Source organism: Rhodanobacter koreensis, from assembly GCF_054782855.1.
This window is the reverse complement of sequence record NZ_BAAGRR010000012.1, coordinates 227,293-244,574: the sequence shown is the minus strand read 5'-3', so window position 1 is coordinate 244,574 and position 17,282 is coordinate 227,293. Positions and strand designations below refer to the sequence as shown.

Annotated in this window: 13 protein-coding genes; 9 read left to right on the top strand and 4 right to left on the bottom strand. The window is 64.7% G+C overall.

Features of this window, described 5'->3' with window-relative positions; genetic code table 11:
• Positions 1-343: 343 nt before the first annotated feature.
• From ACYVKM_RS14695 to ACYVKM_RS14685, 3 genes are read right to left on the bottom strand one after another with little or no spacing between them, the layout of a single operon-like run.
• The gene (locus ACYVKM_RS14695) at positions 344-1,408 is read right to left on the bottom strand and encodes a hypothetical protein (protein WP_460878361.1); all 1,065 of its coding nucleotides are present in this window, start codon (positions 1,406-1,408) and stop codon (positions 344-346) included.
• The gene (locus ACYVKM_RS14690) at positions 1,405-3,648 is read right to left on the bottom strand and encodes an FAD-binding protein (RefSeq protein WP_460878360.1); all 2,244 of its coding nucleotides are present in this window, start codon (positions 3,646-3,648) and stop codon (positions 1,405-1,407) included. The genes ACYVKM_RS14695 and ACYVKM_RS14690 overlap by 4 nt, the downstream gene beginning before the upstream one ends.
• Positions 3,649-3,662: 14 nt before the next feature.
• Positions 3,663-4,133, bottom strand: coding sequence for a DUF805 domain-containing protein (locus ACYVKM_RS14685; RefSeq protein WP_460878359.1), 471 nt, complete (start codon positions 4,131-4,133; stop codon positions 3,663-3,665).
• Positions 4,134-4,346: 213 nt separating this feature from the next.
• Between ACYVKM_RS14685 and ACYVKM_RS14680 the strand changes: the two genes are divergently transcribed.
• The 9 genes from ACYVKM_RS14680 (at position 4,347) to ACYVKM_RS14640 (ending at position 16,729) form a co-directional block, all read left to right on the top strand.
• Entirely contained in the window at positions 4,347-5,333 is a 987-nt protein-coding gene (locus ACYVKM_RS14680) for an alpha/beta hydrolase (RefSeq protein ID WP_460878918.1), read from the top strand.
• 196 nt (positions 5,334-5,529) lie between these two features.
• Positions 5,530-6,918, top strand: coding sequence for a M20/M25/M40 family metallo-hydrolase (locus ACYVKM_RS14675; RefSeq protein ID WP_460878358.1), 1,389 nt, complete (start codon positions 5,530-5,532; stop codon positions 6,916-6,918).
• A gap of 99 nt (positions 6,919-7,017) precedes the next feature.
• On the top strand, positions 7,018-7,731 hold the full coding sequence (locus tag ACYVKM_RS14670) for a hypothetical protein (protein WP_460878357.1): 714 nt from the start codon (positions 7,018-7,020) through the stop codon (positions 7,729-7,731).
• 197 nt (positions 7,732-7,928) lie between these two features.
• Positions 7,929-9,530: a peptide chain release factor 3 gene (locus tag ACYVKM_RS14665; protein ID WP_460878356.1), complete on the top strand. Its 1,602-nt coding sequence runs from the start codon at positions 7,929-7,931 to the stop codon at positions 9,528-9,530.
• A gap of 90 nt (positions 9,531-9,620) precedes the next feature.
• On the top strand, positions 9,621-10,547 hold the full coding sequence (locus ACYVKM_RS14660) for a lysostaphin resistance A-like protein (protein WP_460878355.1): 927 nt from the start codon (positions 9,621-9,623) through the stop codon (positions 10,545-10,547).
• Between the two features lie 116 nt (positions 10,548-10,663).
• Entirely contained in the window at positions 10,664-14,305 is a 3,642-nt protein-coding gene (locus ACYVKM_RS14655; protein ID WP_460878354.1) for a response regulator, read from the top strand.
• A 5-nt stretch (positions 14,306-14,310) separates the two neighbouring features.
• Positions 14,311-15,165, top strand: coding sequence for a CheR family methyltransferase (locus ACYVKM_RS14650; protein ID WP_460878353.1), 855 nt, complete (start codon positions 14,311-14,313; stop codon positions 15,163-15,165).
• The gene (locus ACYVKM_RS14645) at positions 15,162-15,731 is read left to right on the top strand and encodes a chemotaxis protein CheB (protein ID WP_460878352.1); all 570 of its coding nucleotides are present in this window, start codon (positions 15,162-15,164) and stop codon (positions 15,729-15,731) included. Before ACYVKM_RS14650 ends, ACYVKM_RS14645 begins: the two co-directional genes overlap by 4 nt.
• Positions 15,732-15,736: 5 nt before the next feature.
• Complete coding sequence (locus ACYVKM_RS14640; RefSeq protein WP_460878351.1) at positions 15,737-16,729, top strand: diguanylate cyclase domain-containing protein; 993 nt, start codon at positions 15,737-15,739, stop codon at positions 16,727-16,729.
• A gap of 27 nt (positions 16,730-16,756) precedes the next feature.
• Here the strand turns inward: ACYVKM_RS14640 and ACYVKM_RS14635 are convergent, their stop codons facing one another.
• On the bottom strand, positions 16,757-17,230 hold the full coding sequence (locus ACYVKM_RS14635) for a hotdog fold domain-containing protein (protein ID WP_460878350.1): 474 nt from the start codon (positions 17,228-17,230) through the stop codon (positions 16,757-16,759).
• Positions 17,231-17,282 lie beyond the last annotated feature (52 nt).

Sequence of the window (17,282 nt, the reverse complement as noted above, 5' to 3'; positions counted from 1 at the left end):
TACTCCCTCGAACACCTCACATTCCATCTTTGCCGAAGGTTTCGTCACACAGCCAAACGCCATACGTTCTTCGTTCTGGACAGGATGGAGGGTGAGCTACTCATGATTGAGCAAGCCTGCCGTTTGCCGGCAAGCTGCCCCTACAGTTCGCCTTGGCTTTCTTTGTCAACGCTTCTATGTAGCTCCCAGCTAACCACGCCTCAGTCTCCGAAGGCGGTCAGAAGTCGAGCTAACCTATTGTGCTACCAAAGGTTTCAAGCTTCGCGTGATGCGCGCGAAAAGCTTGATAGTTGACATTTTTTATTCCGCAGCCTGGCCGCTTGCCGGGTGAACCGCTCCGGCACTAGTAGTCGTAGATGTGCTCGACGAGCAGTCCGGCATCCTGCGCAGCGCGAAGCAAGGCCGTCAATGAGCCCACCGGCGGCGTCAGCACCAGGCGACGGCGACCTGGCCGCGTCAGAACCGGCTGGGTGAACAGCACACTGCCCAGCGAAACATGGGGCGACCACGACGTCGGCACGATCAGACTGACCAGGATCGGCCCCCGGTTGCCGGCCACTTCGGTGACCCGCACGCCCTGATTCGCGAGGACAAGCGCATAGTCGGTGAAGGCCTGGTAACGCGGTACCGTGGCGAGCACGCTACCGTCGGCTTCCCTCGCCAGCACCTGCAACCGGGGCATCGCGCGACGGTCGTCCCGTGGCATGCGATCCAGCATCACGGCGGTGACCGGGAGCGGCGCGTCGTAGGCTTCGGCGGTGAGCTTGCCGATCAGCCAGCCGTAACCGGCCTTTACTCCGTACTCCGTCGTCAATGCGTACTTGCGCTCCCACTTGCGCAAGGCGTCGGGACCCCAGAGCGCGGTGTCCACCCACAGGCCCTTCAGCTTTCCCGCGAAATCGAACTTGTACCAGGGCTCGACGCGGATGAAGTCGACGTACTCCTGCGCCACGCGTGCGGCGTAACGATCCTCCTCAGCGGGGCCGTGGGTGCGCGTCAGCTCGGTCAGCCGGCCCACCAGGGTCTCGTAGGCCGAACGGATCCCGTACTCGACCGTGGTGCTGGTGCCGATGACCATGATCATCGCGTGATAGCCCCAGTTCATCGGATAACGGTCGCGCGTCGCGCGATAAACCGCGCCGTAGGCTTGCCAGAACTCGCCGATATGCCCGAGGAAGGGGAAGTCGCTGGGATCGTGATCGCGGACGAAGTCGGCGTACTCGGCCGGGCTGAACACCAGGAACCATTCGGGGTAGGTCAGAAAGGTTTGCTCGGCCCCGCGCCGATGCTCCGGCGGCGTCACGTCGCCAGGCGCGCCTGGCATGGCACAGACGCCGAGCGCCAGCATCCATAGTCCCAAGCCCGCAACGACGACCTTGATCCACGGCGGCATGCACCCCGGCTTCATGGCGTGACCTCACGGGCGGGCTTGGTGAACGCCATCAGCACATTGTCCGAGGGATCATTGGCCTGCAGCAGACGCTCGCCGCTGTCGACAAACCCCTCGCAGGTGAGACGTTCGACCCATGTGGCGACCGATTCGAAATACCTCGGCTCGGCCTGGTTTGCTTCCCAGGCCAGCCCCAGCCCCGCATTGAAGACCGTATGCGCGAGAGAGACGAAGTCATCCATCGCTGCCGAGGTGACGTCGTGGTCGCGCAGGATGAACACACCGCCCGGCCGCAACACCCGCCAGATCGACCGGATGAACGCGGGGAGCGCCTGCGGCGGCGCATGGTGCAGCCCGATGTAGCAGGTCACCACATCCAGGCTGGCATCGGCCACGGACTCGTCCGGAATCGGTGCGTAGTCGTTCATCGGCACGAAACGCCCCAGTGCGCGGATGCCACCGCGTTCCAGAATGTCCACCGGCGACATCGTCGGCGCGACGTCGTTGATCAGCACGACATCGCCATGCACGTTTGCCTGCTTGCGCAGCTGGCTGATGTAGCGCCCGGTGGTGCCGATCTCGGCGTAGCCGTCGATCTCGCGGCGCGGCCCCAGCAGTTGCAGCGTCTGCCGGGCCATTTCGCGCTTCTGCTTGAGCAGGGCGGGCACCGCGAACGTCAGTTCGGACAGCACCGGCTTGATGCCCGGCAAGCCGCGCTGTATGGCGCGGTAGACCGCTTCGTCCGTGCCGTGCTCGACGCAGGCCTGCCTGATCAGCGCGTGGAAGCGGTCCTCCGGATAGAGGTGGTACACGTTCTGCAGGAAGCGGTAGAACCCGTCGTGGTAGCCGACATCGCCAAACACGCGATGGAACTCGCCGCCGGGCGGCGGCGCCATGGGTGTCTCCTCCATGAGGGTCGGTGCGTAGTAGGTATCCCAGATCACGTTACGCCAACGGAAATCGGGATCGAGCCTGCGCTTGAGCGCGAAGAAATCCTGCGCCCGTGGATAGGCTCGATGGAATTGCTCAGGCGTCGCATGCACCTGGTACGGCAGGTAGTAGCTGCCGTTGCAGCGGATCGCGGCATCAATCAGCTCGCGCGTCCACACGGCCACCCGATTCTTCGCATTGGCGCGGGTGCGTTGCTTGTAGTACAGCACGAAAGCGAAGCTTTCCCCGCGCGCCCAGGCCAGCAGCGAACCGGGGTCGGGCATCGCATGGCGCACCGAGACGTTGAGCGCGTTGACCCGGTGCCGGCAGAGGATCTCGGCCATCGCTGCCACGAAAGCCTCGTAGCGCTCGACCGGCACGAAGTATTCCTGCAGCACGAAGGTCCGGAACCTGCGCGAGCGTGGTTCCAGCTCGGCGACATCGGCACCGGCCTCGTAGTTGCGCCAGTGCACCGGCTTGCGCAGGTACAGCAGCGGATCGATCAGGAACTCCTTGCGCCACTTGCCCAGCGGCGTCTCGGAAACGGCCCAGATGAAGTAGCTCTGCAACGGATAGGCGGTCCGCGTCTGCACCAGCCGGAACGGCACGGTGACCGGGTTGCCGGTCTCCACCCAGCTCACCGAGCGCGCGCGCTTGAACTGCGGCGGATAGAGGTCCGCGTTGTGGAATACCGTCCCGGGCGCGTTGCGCACGTGCTCGTTGAAATGGCCGAGATAATGATGTGCCGGCAGCTTCTGCGCCACCCGCTCCACGCGTGTGTTCTGCGCCAGGTCGAGCTCCGCCTCGACGATCACACCGAGTCCGCCATAGCCGCCGATGGCGCCGTAAAAGATTTCCGCATTGTCGGCAGGCGAGGCGTGCACGCACTCGCCGCCAGCCAGCACGATCGTGATGCTGCGCACCGCCAGAATCAACGGCCCCTGTCCCACGTAGCGGCCGTGCACGTTGACGCTGAGCGAACCGCCCACGGTGAAATTGGCATAGCTCTGCATGATCTTGATCGACAGGTCATGCGGATCCAGAAAGCGCTGCAGATCGCACCAGCGCGCACCGGCCTGGACGCGCACCGTGCGCTGCATCAGCGAGAAGCTCACCACGCCGCACATCTTGCGCATGTCGATGTGCAGACTGCCGGGGCTAGCAATCTGCCCACCCATGCTGAAGCGGCCACCACCGATGCAGATGGGGCCGGTGGTGCGCCGGATCGCCGACTGCACTTCCTCGATGCTGGTAGGTGTGACCACCGCCCAGACCGGCACGGGATTGAGGCCGGTGACATCGTTGATGATCTGCCGGGATTCGGTCATGGGCGTCATCTTCTTCACTTGACCGTCTGATAGTCAGGAAAGGATTCCACCGGGTCGGCGCCAAAACGATTGTCGCCCATGCTTCCACGCAGAAAGCCCAGTTCCGTGATCAACACCAGCGGTCCGAAGATCGGTATCGCCACCAGAAGGATCCACGCGCCGCGCTTGTTGCGATCATGCAGGCGCTTGGTCATCAGTGCGAGCAGGACCCAGAAGAACGGTGGGTAGAGCAGCAGCGTAGTGCGGTGCCCGAACATGCCGTCAATCCCGACGAACAAGGTGACGAAAACCGCCCATGCCAACAGCGCGCACAACCAGAAGCTCGAACGCGACATGCGTCCATGGAACGACAGAAATAGATGTTTCATTCGCAGATCCCGCCCCGCTGCCGATGACATGACCATGAGCGGGTCGCCGCACATCGTCGGCAATCCGCTGCCTTCCCATTTCGTGCCCTCGCGCCGCCGCCGACGAACCAGGCGCATCTCGACACCTTTTCGACGGCACTCCCCGACGGCCCGGGAGTCGGAGGCCAGTATGCCGATATGGGCGAGGCGGTGCGAACCATGCCGGTCGACGGGAACTTGCGCCCGGCACGCAAGCTCCAACCATCCACGCGAACCATCAAGCGATGACCCGTCTAGGGAGGGAGTGATCTCGTGAATCGAAAATCATTGTGGAAAAGGCTCGCCACAGGAATGGCGTTGTCGTTGACGACCGCCACGGTCTCGCAGGCAGCGGCCACCGCCCAGCCGGAGCGGACGCCGGACAGCTATGCGCGGGCGGGAAACCTGGTTTCCATCGGCGGCAACAGGCAGCTCAACCTGCGCTGCTCCGGCCATGGATCGCAAACCGTCTTGCTGGAGGCCGGAGCGCATGCCGACTCGGTGACCTGGTTCCGGCTGCAACCACTGCTGGCCCCCTTGGTCAGGGTGTGCTCCTACGACCGCGCCGGCTACGGATTCAGCGATGAAGGTCCGTTGCCGCGTGGCCTCGACGCCGATGTTGCCGACCTCCACGCATTGATCCATGCGGCCGGCATCAGCACGCCGGTGATCCTGGTCGGGCATTCACTGGGCAGCAATATCGTCCGACGTTATGCCGAGTTGAATCCCGCCGATGTCAGCGGCATGGTCCTGCTCGATCCGCCAGCCCAGCACATCGCTGCGTTCTCGCCGGCGTGGGTCAAGGCGGACGACGACTTGGCCACCCGACGATTCGCCTTTCTCGCACAATGTCTGAAGGGCGCCGTGGACGGCACGCTGGCCACGCCGCCACCGGCACTGGAACACTGCCTGGGCGGCCCCACCAGCTGGGCAAGCCCAGCTGTTAACGCCGCAATGCGCAATTACAAGCTGCGCCCGGTCTACTGGCGCACCCTGATCTCCGAGTTGCAGGAAAACGTCAGCGTCTTCAGGCAGCCGGTATCGCCGAAGGAATCGCACGGTTCGCTGCCCTTGATCGTGCTGAAGGCGGCGAACACCTACGCAGACATGCCGGCGAACGATTCCGATCGGAAAATGCTGGAAGCTGCGCGCGACAAGACCCAGGAGGCGATCGTCGCCACGTCGAAACGTGGCGAACTGAGGCTGGTGCCATCCTCATCGCACGACATCCAGCTCGATCAGCCACAAGTCGTCGCCGATGCGGTGACCCAGGTGATGCGAGAGGCCTCGCAGGATTGAAGAGCCGTCAATCCGGCGGCTTCCACAGCCGAATGGCTGGCCAAACCGGAATGACGATGGCGGCTTGAACAGGCTCTTCCGGCGCGGCGGACGAGGCTCGTCAGCTCGCGATCCGGGAACGGCGCATGCCGCTGGCCCGCTCGCATCCATTGGCCGATACTCCGGGACTACCACCACTGCCCCGGGGAATACCTTCATGTCGATGCGTCATACCTGCCTGACCGCCTGTCTTGCGCTGGCGATCGCCCACATGCCCCGGGCCGCCGCTGAAACCACCGCGCAAGTCATGCCGGAAACCATGGACATGCTGCGCCATGCCATCGCCACGCGAACCGAGGAAGGCAAGGATCAGGTACCCGCATTTGCCAACTATCTCGCTGCCAAACTGGAGTCGGCCGGCTTCGCCAAGACCGACATCGAGATCATCCCGGTCGGCCACACCGCCGCGTTGGTGGCGCATTACCGCGGCAGCGGCAAGGGCAAGCCGATCCTGCTCTCCGGGCACATGGACGTGGTCGCGGCCAATCCGGCCGACTGGACCCGCGATCCGTTCAAGCTGATCGAGGAGAACGGCTACATCTACGGCCGCGGCACCGCCGACATGAAGACCAATGTCATCGCGCTGGTGGAGACGATGATGCGCTTCAAGCGCGAGGGCTTCGTGCCCGACCGTGAAATGGTCCTGGTGTTCTCCGGCGATGAGGAGACCGAAATGGCCTCCACCCGCGAACTCGCGAAGCGTTACCACGATGCCGAATTCCTGCTCAACGCGGATGCCGGCGGCGGCACCTACGATGCCCACCTCAAGCCGGTGGTCTACGAAGTGCAGGCCGCCGAGAAGTCCTATGCGGACTTCGAGCTCACGGTCACCTCGCCCGGCGGTCATTCCAGCGAGCCGACACCGGACAACGCGATCTACCGGCTGGCCAGGGCGCTCGACCATGTCGCGGCCTATGCATTCCCGGTGCAGCACAACGAGATCACCCTCGCCTCGCTGAAAGCCATCGGCGCACATACCAGCGGCCCGCTCGCCCAGGCCATGAGGCAGTTCGCCACTCACCCGGACGATGCCAAGGCCGCCGCCACCATCTCGGCCGATCCTGCCTATGTCGGCCAGCTGCGCACCACCTGCGTAGCCACCATGCTGGATGGCGGCCACGCCCTCAACGCGCTGCCGCAGCGCGCCACCGCCAATATCAATTGCCGCATCTTCCCCGGTGTAAGCATCGCCACGGTCCAGGCCGCGCTCACCAAGGTGATTGCGGACCCGACCGTGAAGATCACCGTGCAGCCACCTCCGCCGGTGGAAAGCCCGGCCTCTCCGCTGCGTCCCGACGTGATGGCTGCCGTCACCGCCACCATCCACGAGCGCTACCCGGGACTGGACGTGGTACCGGGGATGTCCGCCGGCGCCTCGGACAGCATGTACTTCCGCAATGCCGGCGTGCCCAGCTACGGCGTCGACCCCACCTTCGCCAAACCCAACGACAGTTTCGCCCACGGCCTCAACGAGAAGCTGCTGGCGTCCGAGATACCGGCAGCGCTGGATTTCTGGCACAGCCTGCTGACGAGGCTGGCGAAATAAGGCATCGCCCTTTCGTCCGGTCGGCTGCGCCCGGCGGCAGCGCGAGCAGGAATCGGTTCCCGACCATGGATTTGGTCACCAGGTCTCTGGAAACACAGCATGCGCAATCTGGACTTCAGTTCCTGGCATACGCTTCTCTCGACGCTGCTCGGGCTGTCGGTGATCACCCTGATCGGCGTTGGCATACGCCTGCTGGCGATGCAGGTGATCCAGCAGCGGCGCGAGCGCGAGAATCGGCAGATCAACGAACGCCTGCGCACGCTCATTGCCGCGTACAAGACGTTGGGCGGATCCTTCACCGGCAATCTCGTGGTCGACCCTACCCACCTGCGCGATCTGCGGCGCAGGAGTGAACCGGTCGTCGACGCCAAGGCGGAAGACCGGGTACGCGCGACCTCTGATCTGCCGTCTGCAAGCGAATGGCCAAGCGTCGAACGCTCACGACGGATCCGCGATGCGGTCGAGGCCGCGCTGTCCGACATCATCCTCCTGGGCACGGAGGAACAGGTGGAACTCGCCGCAAGGGCTGCCACGGAACTTGCCGCGGGCCGGCCTACGCACACGGCCGAGCTGGTCATTTCGCTGCGCGACTTCATCCGCCGGGTTCTGGATCTGGAACCGGTACCGGCACACCTGTCCATTCCGAGGCAGGGCCCTACCCGGGTGCTCAGCCCACGTGGCAAGGGCGACAGCGCTGCGAAAGACAGTGCAAAAGGTGGCGGCACGAAGGGCATGGCTGGTGGCGGTGGATCAGGCGGCCTGGGCATGGGCGGAAACCCCGCCGGCGATGACGACGCGAACCATCATCACTAGCCGCCTGGAACCATCGCCATGGAGTGCGCAGGTTGGGGGAAGTGCCAGCGCCCCCAACATCCGAGACTCATCCTGCGGCCATGCTGGGCACCGCTACCCTCAGCCAGTCTGCGACGACGTGCCGGGTGACTGCACGGGGTCCGGCCGGGCGATCCAAGCTACAATTGACGGTTCGCGTTCCAGCCGACCTGCCCTCCATGTCCCCGCATCTCCAAGAAACCCGCCGTCGCCGCACCTTCGCCATCGTCAGTCACCCTGACGCGGGCAAGACCACGCTGACCGAAAAGCTGCTGCTGTTCGGTGGTGCGATCCAGATGGCCGGCTCGGTGAAGGGTCGCAAGGCAGCTCGCCATGCGACCTCGGACTGGATGGCGCTGGAGAAGGAGCGCGGCATCTCGGTGACCTCGTCGGTGATGCAGTTCCCGTACGAGGGCAAGATCGTCAACCTGCTCGATACGCCGGGACATGCGGACTTCTCCGAGGACACCTATCGCGTGCTGACCGCGGTGGATTCGGCGCTGATGGTGATCGACTGTGCCAAGGGCGTGGAGGAACGCACGATCAAGCTGATGGAGGTATGCCGTCTGCGCGACACGCCGATCATGACCTTCATCAACAAGCTCGACCGCGAGGGCCGTTCGCCGATCGAACTGCTGGACGAGGTGGAGTCGGTGCTCGGCATCGCCTGCGCGCCGGTGACCTGGCCGATCGGCATGGGCAAGCGGCTGAAGGGCGTGTATCACCTGCTGCTGGACGAAGTGCACATCTTCGAGCCGGGCAAGAACTTCACGCGGCAGGATTCGACCATCTTCAAGGGCCTCGATGCGCCCGGCCTGCTGGAGAAGGTCGGCGACGAGGCGATGCGCGAACTGCGTGAGGAACTGGAACTGGTGCAGGGCGCCGCGCCCGCATTCGACATGGACGAATATCTCGCCGGCAAACAGACACCGGTGTTCTTCGGTTCGGCGGTGAACAACTTCGGCGTGCAGCTGCTGCTGGATTTCTTCGTCGAGCATGCGCCCTCGCCGCGCCCACGCGGCACGCTCGGGCGTGAGGTGCAGCCGGAGGAAGAGAAACTGACCGGCTTCGTGTTCAAGATCCAGGCGAACATGGACCCGGCGCACCGCGACCGCGTGGCGTTCATGCGCGTGTGCTCGGGCACCTATAGTGCCGGCATGAAGATGGTGCAGACACGTACCGGCAAGGACATCCGCATTGCCAACGCGCTGACCTTCATGGCCAGCGATCGCGAGATCGTGGAGACCGCCTACCCGGGTGACGTGATCGGCCTGCACAACCACGGCACCATCACCATCGGCGACACCTTCACCGAAGGCGAGGCGATCAATTTCACCGGCATCCCGAACTTCGCACCGGAATTGTTCCGTCGTGCGCGGCTGCGCGACCCGCTGAAGATGAAGGCACTGCAGAAGGGCCTGGCCCAGCTGTCCGAGGAAGGCGCCACCCAGTTCTTCCGGCCACTGATGAGCAACGACCTGATCCTCGGTGCGGTCGGCGTGCTGCAGTTCGACGTGGTGGCCTACCGGCTCAAGGACGAATACAACGTCGATGCCAGCTTCGAGCCGGTGACGGTGACCACCGCGCGCTGGGTGCACTGCGACGACGAGAAGAAGATGGCCGAGTTCCGCGAGAAGAATGCGATGAACCTGGCCATCGACGGTGCCGGCGAGCTGGTCTACATCGCCCCAACCCGGGTGAACCTGCAGCTGGCGCAGGAGCGCTGGCCGCAGGTGCGCTTCTCCAATACACGCGAACATGCGGCGTCGGTAGAGCTCTAGCCCCCCGAGCGCCCGGCATGTGACTTGTGCCATTGGGGCCGGAGCTACAGCACTGTTAGCCTGTCCACCTCACCTCGCGCGGATCGACGCATGCAGACCGGACAGCTCGCCTTCGCCACACCATCGAACGTACCGGGCTGGCAGCGCTGGCTGGTGCTCTCGCCTATCGCGCGGATCATCTTCTTTGCGGCGATGCTGATCGGCTTCGGCATGATCACGCATGCGGCCGTGGTCGCGTTGGGCTGGACCCTGAAAACCGCCGATCCGCTGCACCACGCGCTGGCAACCCTGAGCATGCAACTGCTGCCGCCGCTGCTCGGCTACGCGATCCTGGTTCGCCTGATCGAACGGCGGCCGATGTGCGAACTGTCGCCACGCGCCATCCCGAGCTGGGGCCTCGCCGGCCTCGTCACGGGCGCCGTGCTGTTCAGCGTGGTGGTCGGCGTGTTGTGGCTCGCAGGCAGCTACCACGTCACCGGCACGGATCCGCAGGTGGACTGGCTGCCGGGTGTGCTGGTGGCCGGCATGGGTGCCGGCATCGGCGAGGAGATCATCGCCCGCGGCGTGATCTTCCGCATTGTCGAGGAAGGGCTCGGTACCTGGTGGGCGCTGGCGATTTCCGCGCTGTTCTTCGGCGCCGCCCACATCTTCAACCCCGGCGCCACGCTGTGGAGCTCGGCGGCTATCGCGATCGAGGCCGGCCTGCTGCTGGCCATGATCTACCACGTCACCCGTTCGCTCTGGGCCTGTATCGGCCTGCACGCGGCGTGGAACATCATGCAGGGCACGGTCTACGGCATCCCCGTTTCGGGTGGGGCCAGCAAGGGCTGGCTGATCTCCCATCGCACCGGACCGGACTGGCTGAGCGGCGGCGTGTTCGGTGCGGAGGCCTCGGTGGTCGCACTTGCCGTCTGCTCGCTGCTCACGGCGGCCCTGCTGGTCGTGGCATGGCGCCGGGGCTCGATACTGCCATGCAAACCCTGGCAGCGCTGGCTGCACGGGTCCGGCCACCGCTGACCCGGCTACGCGGCAACCGGCTATGGCCTGGCGGTTGCACCGGCTACCCTGTCAAGGACAGGATCACTTCCAGTGGTCCCGTGACAGGTTGCCCCTTGAACCGCGATGGCCCGTGCATGAAACCGACCCAATCGAAATTCTCCTGGCTTGCCGATCAACCGCTGCAACGCAAGATCCTGTTCGCGGTCGCGCTGCTGCTGGGCCTGTTCCTGCTGACCAGCGTGGTGACGCTGCACTCGCTGCGCCAACAGGAGAGCAACCGCTACTGGACCGTCCACACTTATCAGGTGTTGCTTGAGCTGAATCAGGTACAGCACGCCTTGCAGACCAGCCAGATCGGCGCACGCGGCTACATGCTGATGCAGCACGCGGACCAGCTGGCCATGTTCAACAGCGGCGCGGACGATCTGCACAACCGCATCGCCCATCTGCGCCAACTGACCGCTGACAACGCGCTGCAACAGTCGCGCATCGATAACCTGGAGACGCTGGCCGCACAGTGGCGGCGTGAGGTCACTGCAAATGCGATCAATCCGATTGCCCAGCTGAAGACTGCCGACCCGGTGGCAGTGGCGCAGGAGCTTCGGAACATCCAGTCGAACTACCTGGAACATCGCACGGTTCGCGTCGAGGATCTGAACGACGCCGTCAACCAGATGATCGGCGAGGAGAGCCAGCTGCTCGCCACGCGCAGCCAGGCGCTGAACAGTACGCTGAGCAGAACCCAGGCCATCAGCGCCATCGCAGCCCTGCTGGGCATCCTGCTCGGGATCATGGTGATCAACCTGACCGCGCGCCTGGTCACGCGGCCACTGCGGCGACTGACCGACCAGATGACCCGGCTGGCCAATCACGACCACGAGTTCGAAATCGGCCGGCTCGACCGCCGTGACGAGGTTGGCGAAATCGCCCGCGCGCTGCAGGTATTCAAGCAGATGGTGCTGGATACCGGGGCACAGACCTGGATCAAGTCGCAGGTATCGGGCATTTCCCATGTGCTGCAGCAGGCCACCACCCACAAGGAATTCGCACAGTGGCTGACCAGCGAGCTGGTGCCGTTGTGCAAGGCCGGGGTCGGGCTGTTCTACTCGTTCGACGATGCGCGCCACCGGCTCGACCTGCTGGGCAGCTACGGTCTGCGCCTGAGCAACCGTACCGCCGACCACTACCTGCCTGGCGAGGGGCTGGTGGGCCAATGTGCGATCGAACGCAAGCCGATCATGCTCGACGACGTACCGGAAAATTATCTGCACATCGACTCCGCTACCGGCGACGCGCTGCCCCGCCACGTCGCGATCCTGCCCGTGCTCTATCGGGACACATTGATCGGCGTACTGGAGCTGGCCAGCTTCACGGCGTTCGCGCCGCTGCAGCTGAAGCTGCTGGAGGAACTGCTGCCGATCGTCGGGCTGGCGCTGGAGAACCTCAACCGCGCCATCAGCACGCATGACCTCCTGCTGCAGACCCAGGAGCAGGCTGACGAACTGCGCGTGTCGGAACTGGTGATGCGGCAGCAGAAGGAAGTGCTGCGCGACAACAACGAGGCCCTGCAGGCCAAGACCGCGGAGCTGGAGGAGCAGTCCGAACGGCTGATCGCCTCGGAGGAAGAACTGCGTCTGCAGGCCGAGGAACTGCAGGCCTCCAACGAGGAACTGCGCGAGAAGACCGACAGCCTCAACCGGCAGAAGCACGTGCTGGAGGATCTGCAGCAGGAGACCGCGGACAAGGCTGCCGAGCTCGCGCGGGCCAGCCAGTACAAGTCCGAATTTCTCGCCAACATGTCGCACGAACTGCGTACGCCACTGAACAGCCTGCTGATCCTCTCGCGCAGCCTGGCCGACAACGACAGCGGCAATCTCGACGAGGAGCAGATCGAATCGGCGCATATCATCCACGATGCCGGCACCAGCCTGCTGCACCTGATCAACGACATTCTCGACCTGTCGAAGATCGAGGCAGGCAAGATGGAGCTGGTCATCGACGAACTGCCGCTGGCCAGCCTGGAGCAGCGGCTCAGGCGCACGTTTGCGCACGTCGCCGAGGAAAAGGGGCTCGGCTTCACGCTGGATATCGAGCCCGGCCTGCCGGCCATGCTGCGGACCGACGGCACCAAGCTCGAGCAGATCGCCAACAACCTGCTCAGCAACGCGTTCAAGTTCACCGCGCACGGCAGCGTCGGCGTGCACATCGGCCGCCCCACCAGCGAAATCATGGTGCCCCTCGCGCTGCAGGAGCAGCCGCTGATCGCGCTGACGATCAGCGATACCGGCATCGGCATCCCGGCCGACAAGTTCCAGCGCATCTTCAATGCGTTCGAGCAGGTCGATGCCGGCACCAGCCGGCAGTTCGGCGGTACCGGGCTCGGCCTGGCGATTTCGCGGCGGATGGCCACGCTGCTGGGCGGCGACATCACCTTGCATAGCGAAAGCGGCCGCGGCAGCCGCTTTACCGTGCTGCTGCCGGAAGCGCCGCCCGAGCCATCGCTCGGTGCTGGCGAAAGCGCACCGTCCACCCGGCCAAAACCACTGGCACGGCCGGCATCGCCGTACTTGCTGCCAGATGCCGTCGACGACGATCGCGGCTCGCTGCTACCGGGCCAGACCACGATCCTGGTGATCGAGGACGACCCCGCCTTCGCACGCATCCTGATCGACATGATCCATCGCAAGGGCTACCGCGCACTGGCGGCAGGCGATGGCGAGGCCGGCCTGCAGCTGGCACGCGAGCACCATCCCACTGGCATCCTGCTCGATGTGATGCTGCCGACGATGGACGGCTGGGCGGTGATCGACCAGCTCAAGGCGGACGAGTCCACGCGGACGATTCCGGTGCATTTCATCTCCGCCACCGACGATGCCACGCGCGGACTCGGCCACGGCGCGGTCGGCTTCCTGACCAAGCCGGTCAGCCGGGCCGCGATCGATACCGCGTTCAAGCGCCTGCTGCATTCCGCCGAGGGTCATCAGCGTCATCTGCTGATCGTCGATGACGAGCCCGACTCGCGCACCGCGGTGCGCACCATGCTGGCCGCCGACAACGTGCTGATCGACGAGGTGGGCACAGCCGAGGACGCATTGCAGAAGACCGCACACATCCGCTACGACTGCATCGTGCTCGATCTCGGCCTGCCCGGCATGTCCGGCCTGGAGTTGCTTGAGCGACTTTCGAAGGAACCCGGCGGCGTGCCGCCGGTGGTGGTGTACTCCGGCCGCGATCTGAGCCGCGAGGAAAACCTGCTGCTGCGCCAGTACACCGATTCGATCGTGGTCAAGGGCGCGCGTTCGCCGGAACGCCTGCTCGACGAAGTCAGCCTGTTCCTGCACAGCATCCAGCATGCGCCACGGCGCAGCGGCGGCAGCAAGCCATCACCCGCGACTGCCGAACTGACCGGCCGCAGAGTGCTGCTGGTGGATGACGACATGCGCAACCTGTTTGCGCTGTCCAAGGTGCTGCGCGGCTGGGGGTTGGTGGTGAGCATGGCGCAGGACGGCCAGAAGGCGCTGAAGGCGCTGGCGGATGACGAGTCGCCGGAACTGGTGCTGATGGACATCATGATGCCGGCGATGGACGGCTACGAGACGATCCGGGCGATCCGCGCACAGGCACGTTTCGCCACACTGCCGATCATCGCGCTGACCGCCAAGGCGATGCGTGGCGACCGCGAGAAGTGCCTGGAGATGGGCGCCAGCGATTACCTGTCCAAGCCGATCGACATCGACAAGCTCGGGTCGATGATGCGCGTCTGGCTGCATCGCTGATCGCCATGCCGGTGCCGCCCCACGATGCCGAACTGGAACAGATCGAACTGGACCTGTTCGTGGAGGCGCTCAAACGCCGGCACGGCCACGACTTCAGTCAGTACGCCTCGGCATCGCTGACGCGGCGCGTGCGCCAGCTGGTGCATACCCATCGCTGCGGCAGCATCAGTGGGCTCACCGCGCGCCTGCTGCACGAGCCGGATTTCCTGCCCCTGGTGATCCAGGGGCTCTCGGTGCCGGTGTCGGAGATGTTCCGCGATCCGCAGGTATTTCTCGCCTTGCGCGAGCACGTGCTGCCGGTACTGGCTTCGTATCCGCAGATCACCATCTGGCAGGCCGGCTGTGCACACGGGCAGGAGGTCTACTCGCTGGCGATCCTGCTGGAGGAAGCCGGCCTGTACGAACGCAGTCACATCTTCGCCACCGACTTCAATCCCGATGCCTTGCAACGTGCCCAGGAAGGCATCTATCCGGCCAGGGATGCGCAACAGTGGTCGCGCAATTACCTGCTGGCCGGCGGCAACCAGTCACTGGCCAGTTATTACAGCGCCCGCTACGACTTCATCAAGTTGAACCAGCGACTGCGTCGCCACATCACGTTCGCCAATCACAATCTGGTGACCGACAAGGTGTTCTGCGAAGCGCATCTGGTGCTCTGCCGCAATGTGCTGATCTATTTTTCCAATCCGCTGCAGAATCGCACGCTGGGACTTTTCCGCGACAGCCTGGTGCGCGGCGGCCATCTCTGCCTGGGGCTGCGCGAATCGCTGGACTTCGCCTCGGTGGCAGTCGATTTCAGCGCCGTCGATGCAAACCTGCGACTGTATCGGCGCAGCACGACCTACCCCGGAGGCGCATGATGGAGCGACCTGAGGCGATCGCGATCGGCTGCTCGCAAGGCGGTTTCAACGCGCTCAAGCTCCTGCTGGCCGCACTGGATCCGCGGCTGCCACAAACCCTGCTGGTGTGCTGCCATACCGCCAGTGGTGCCGGCGTACTGTCCGGGCTGCTTGCCAGCCATTCGGCGCTGCCCGTCATCGAAGCGGCCGAGCGGCAGCTGGCCGCTGGCGGCATCGTGCATGTGGCGCCGGGTGGCTATCACCTGCTGCTGGAGCACGATCGGCACTTCGCGCTGTCGGTGGACGAGCCGGTGTGTTTTTCACGGCCATCCATCGACGTGCTGTTCAGTTCCGCTGCCGACGTCTATCACGCGGGATTGATCGGCGTGGTGCTAACTGGTGCCAACCGCGACGGTGCCGATGGCCTGGCGCAGATCCGCACCAACGGCGGCATCGCCGTGGTGCAGACGCCTGCCAGTGCCGAAGCGGCAGCGATGCCACAGGCCGCGCTGGACATCGCCGGTGCCGACCATTGCCTGCCACTGGAGCAGATTGCTCCGCTGCTCAACCGCCTTTGCCTGACATGAACGTGATGCTGCCGAAAATCCTGGTCGTCGACGATACGCACGCCAATCTGGTCGCGATGCGCCGCCTGCTCGCGCAGAGCGGTGCGCAGCTCTTCGAGGCACGCAGCGGCAATGAGGCGCTGGCGCTGTGCCTGGACCATCAATTCGCGCTGATCCTGCTCGACATCAACATGCCCGACATGGACGGCTTCGAGGTCGCCTCCCTGCTCGGCGAGGCCGAGCAACTGCGCGAGACGCCGATCATCTTCGTCACCGCCGCCTATGCCGACGACCTGAACCGGCTCAAGGGCTACCGCTCAGGCGCGGTGGATTACATCGCCAAGCCGATCAACGATGTGATCCTGCAGTCCAAGGTGCGCGTGTTCCTGGAGCTGTATGCGGCACGCGCCGAACTGCAACAGACCATGGCTGAGCTGGCCGAGCGCAACCAGCAGTTGACCCGGGAAATTGCCGAACGCGAACGGATCGAGGCGATGGTCCGCCATCAGGCCAGTCATGACATGCTGACCGGCCTGCCCAACCGCATGCTGTTCCACGACCGGCTGCTCGGCGCGATCCAGCGTGCGCACCGCCACCACGACCGCTTTGCGCTGGCCTGCATCGACATCGATGGCTTCAAGGGCGTCAACGATACCCATGGCCATCCTGCCGGCGACGCGCTGCTGCAGGAAATCGCCACACGGCTGTCGGCGCACCTGCGCGGCAACGACACGGTGGCCCGGGTGGGCGGTGACGAATTCGTGCTGATCCTGGAAGAGATCGACGATCCTCAGCGAGCCATGCAGCTATGCCAGAAACTGTGCTCGGCGCTCGGCGAGCCCTACGCATTGCGCGTCAATGGCCGTTCGATCGATGTCCGGATTGGCGCCAGCATCGGCATCGCGCCTTATCTGCCCGACGATCGTCCCGATGCCGACGAGCAGCTGATCCAGAGCGCCGACCGCGCCATGTACGAGGCCAAGCGCGCCGGCAAGAACCGCTGTGTGCTGGCAGGCTGAGCATCACTCTGCAGCCTGCCAGCATGCTCAAGCGTGTTTGCGCGGTGATACCCACATCATGACGCGCGCCCGGAAAACCGCCTCGCCGACGGCATCGGTGACCTGCACGGTGACCGGCCATTCATAACCGTCGTTCGAAGTTCGTGCCGCGACCTCCGGCATGGCGACTCCATGCAGGGTACCTGCTGCCTTTTTCAGATACTCGACACTCATACCCTTGGGAATCCAGCGCATGTCTGGCGGGATCGTCGCGTCGGTCATCACGCCGGCACTGAGCTCGGCCAGGTTGCACAACGCGATCGCATGCACGGTGCCGATGTGATTGTGCACGCGGCGGCGATCACGGATGCGCACCCCGCAACGGCCCGGCTCCAGTGCCACGAAGCGCGGCGCGATGGTGCCGAAGTACGGCGCCTTCAGGCAGATCAGGCGCGAGAAGATCCAGTGGCCCGCCGGCCAGCGCGTGATGCGGCGGTACAGCGACAACACGGATGCACTCATCGACCCGCTCCCGAAAAAAAACCGGCCCGCGGGACGGGCCGGATCGCTCAGT

Bases quoted from the DNA above. Each gene is read 5' to 3' on its own strand.
- ACYVKM_RS14695 (WP_460878361.1), bottom strand. From the start codon at position 1,408: ATGAAGCCGGGGTGCATGCCGCCGTGGATCAAGGTCGTCGTTGCGGGC.
- ACYVKM_RS14690 (WP_460878360.1), bottom strand. From the start codon at position 3,648: ATGACCGAATCCCGGCAGATCATCAACGATGTCACCGGCCTCAATCCC.
- ACYVKM_RS14685 (WP_460878359.1), bottom strand. From the start codon at position 4,133: ATGCGCCTGGTTCGTCGGCGGCGGCGCGAGGGCACGAAATGGGAAGGC.
- ACYVKM_RS14680 (WP_460878918.1), top strand. From the start codon at position 4,347: ATGGCGTTGTCGTTGACGACCGCCACGGTCTCGCAGGCAGCGGCCACC.
- ACYVKM_RS14675 (WP_460878358.1), top strand. From the start codon at position 5,530: ATGTCGATGCGTCATACCTGCCTGACCGCCTGTCTTGCGCTGGCGATC.
- ACYVKM_RS14670 (WP_460878357.1), top strand. From the start codon at position 7,018: ATGCGCAATCTGGACTTCAGTTCCTGGCATACGCTTCTCTCGACGCTG.
- ACYVKM_RS14665 (WP_460878356.1), top strand. From the start codon at position 7,929: ATGTCCCCGCATCTCCAAGAAACCCGCCGTCGCCGCACCTTCGCCATC.
- ACYVKM_RS14660 (WP_460878355.1), top strand. From the start codon at position 9,621: ATGCAGACCGGACAGCTCGCCTTCGCCACACCATCGAACGTACCGGGC.
- ACYVKM_RS14655 (WP_460878354.1), top strand. From the start codon at position 10,664: ATGAAACCGACCCAATCGAAATTCTCCTGGCTTGCCGATCAACCGCTG.
- ACYVKM_RS14650 (WP_460878353.1), top strand. From the start codon at position 14,311: ATGCCGGTGCCGCCCCACGATGCCGAACTGGAACAGATCGAACTGGAC.
- ACYVKM_RS14645 (WP_460878352.1), top strand. From the start codon at position 15,162: ATGATGGAGCGACCTGAGGCGATCGCGATCGGCTGCTCGCAAGGCGGT.
- ACYVKM_RS14640 (WP_460878351.1), top strand. From the start codon at position 15,737: ATGCTGCCGAAAATCCTGGTCGTCGACGATACGCACGCCAATCTGGTC.
- ACYVKM_RS14635 (WP_460878350.1), bottom strand. From the start codon at position 17,230: ATGAGTGCATCCGTGTTGTCGCTGTACCGCCGCATCACGCGCTGGCCG.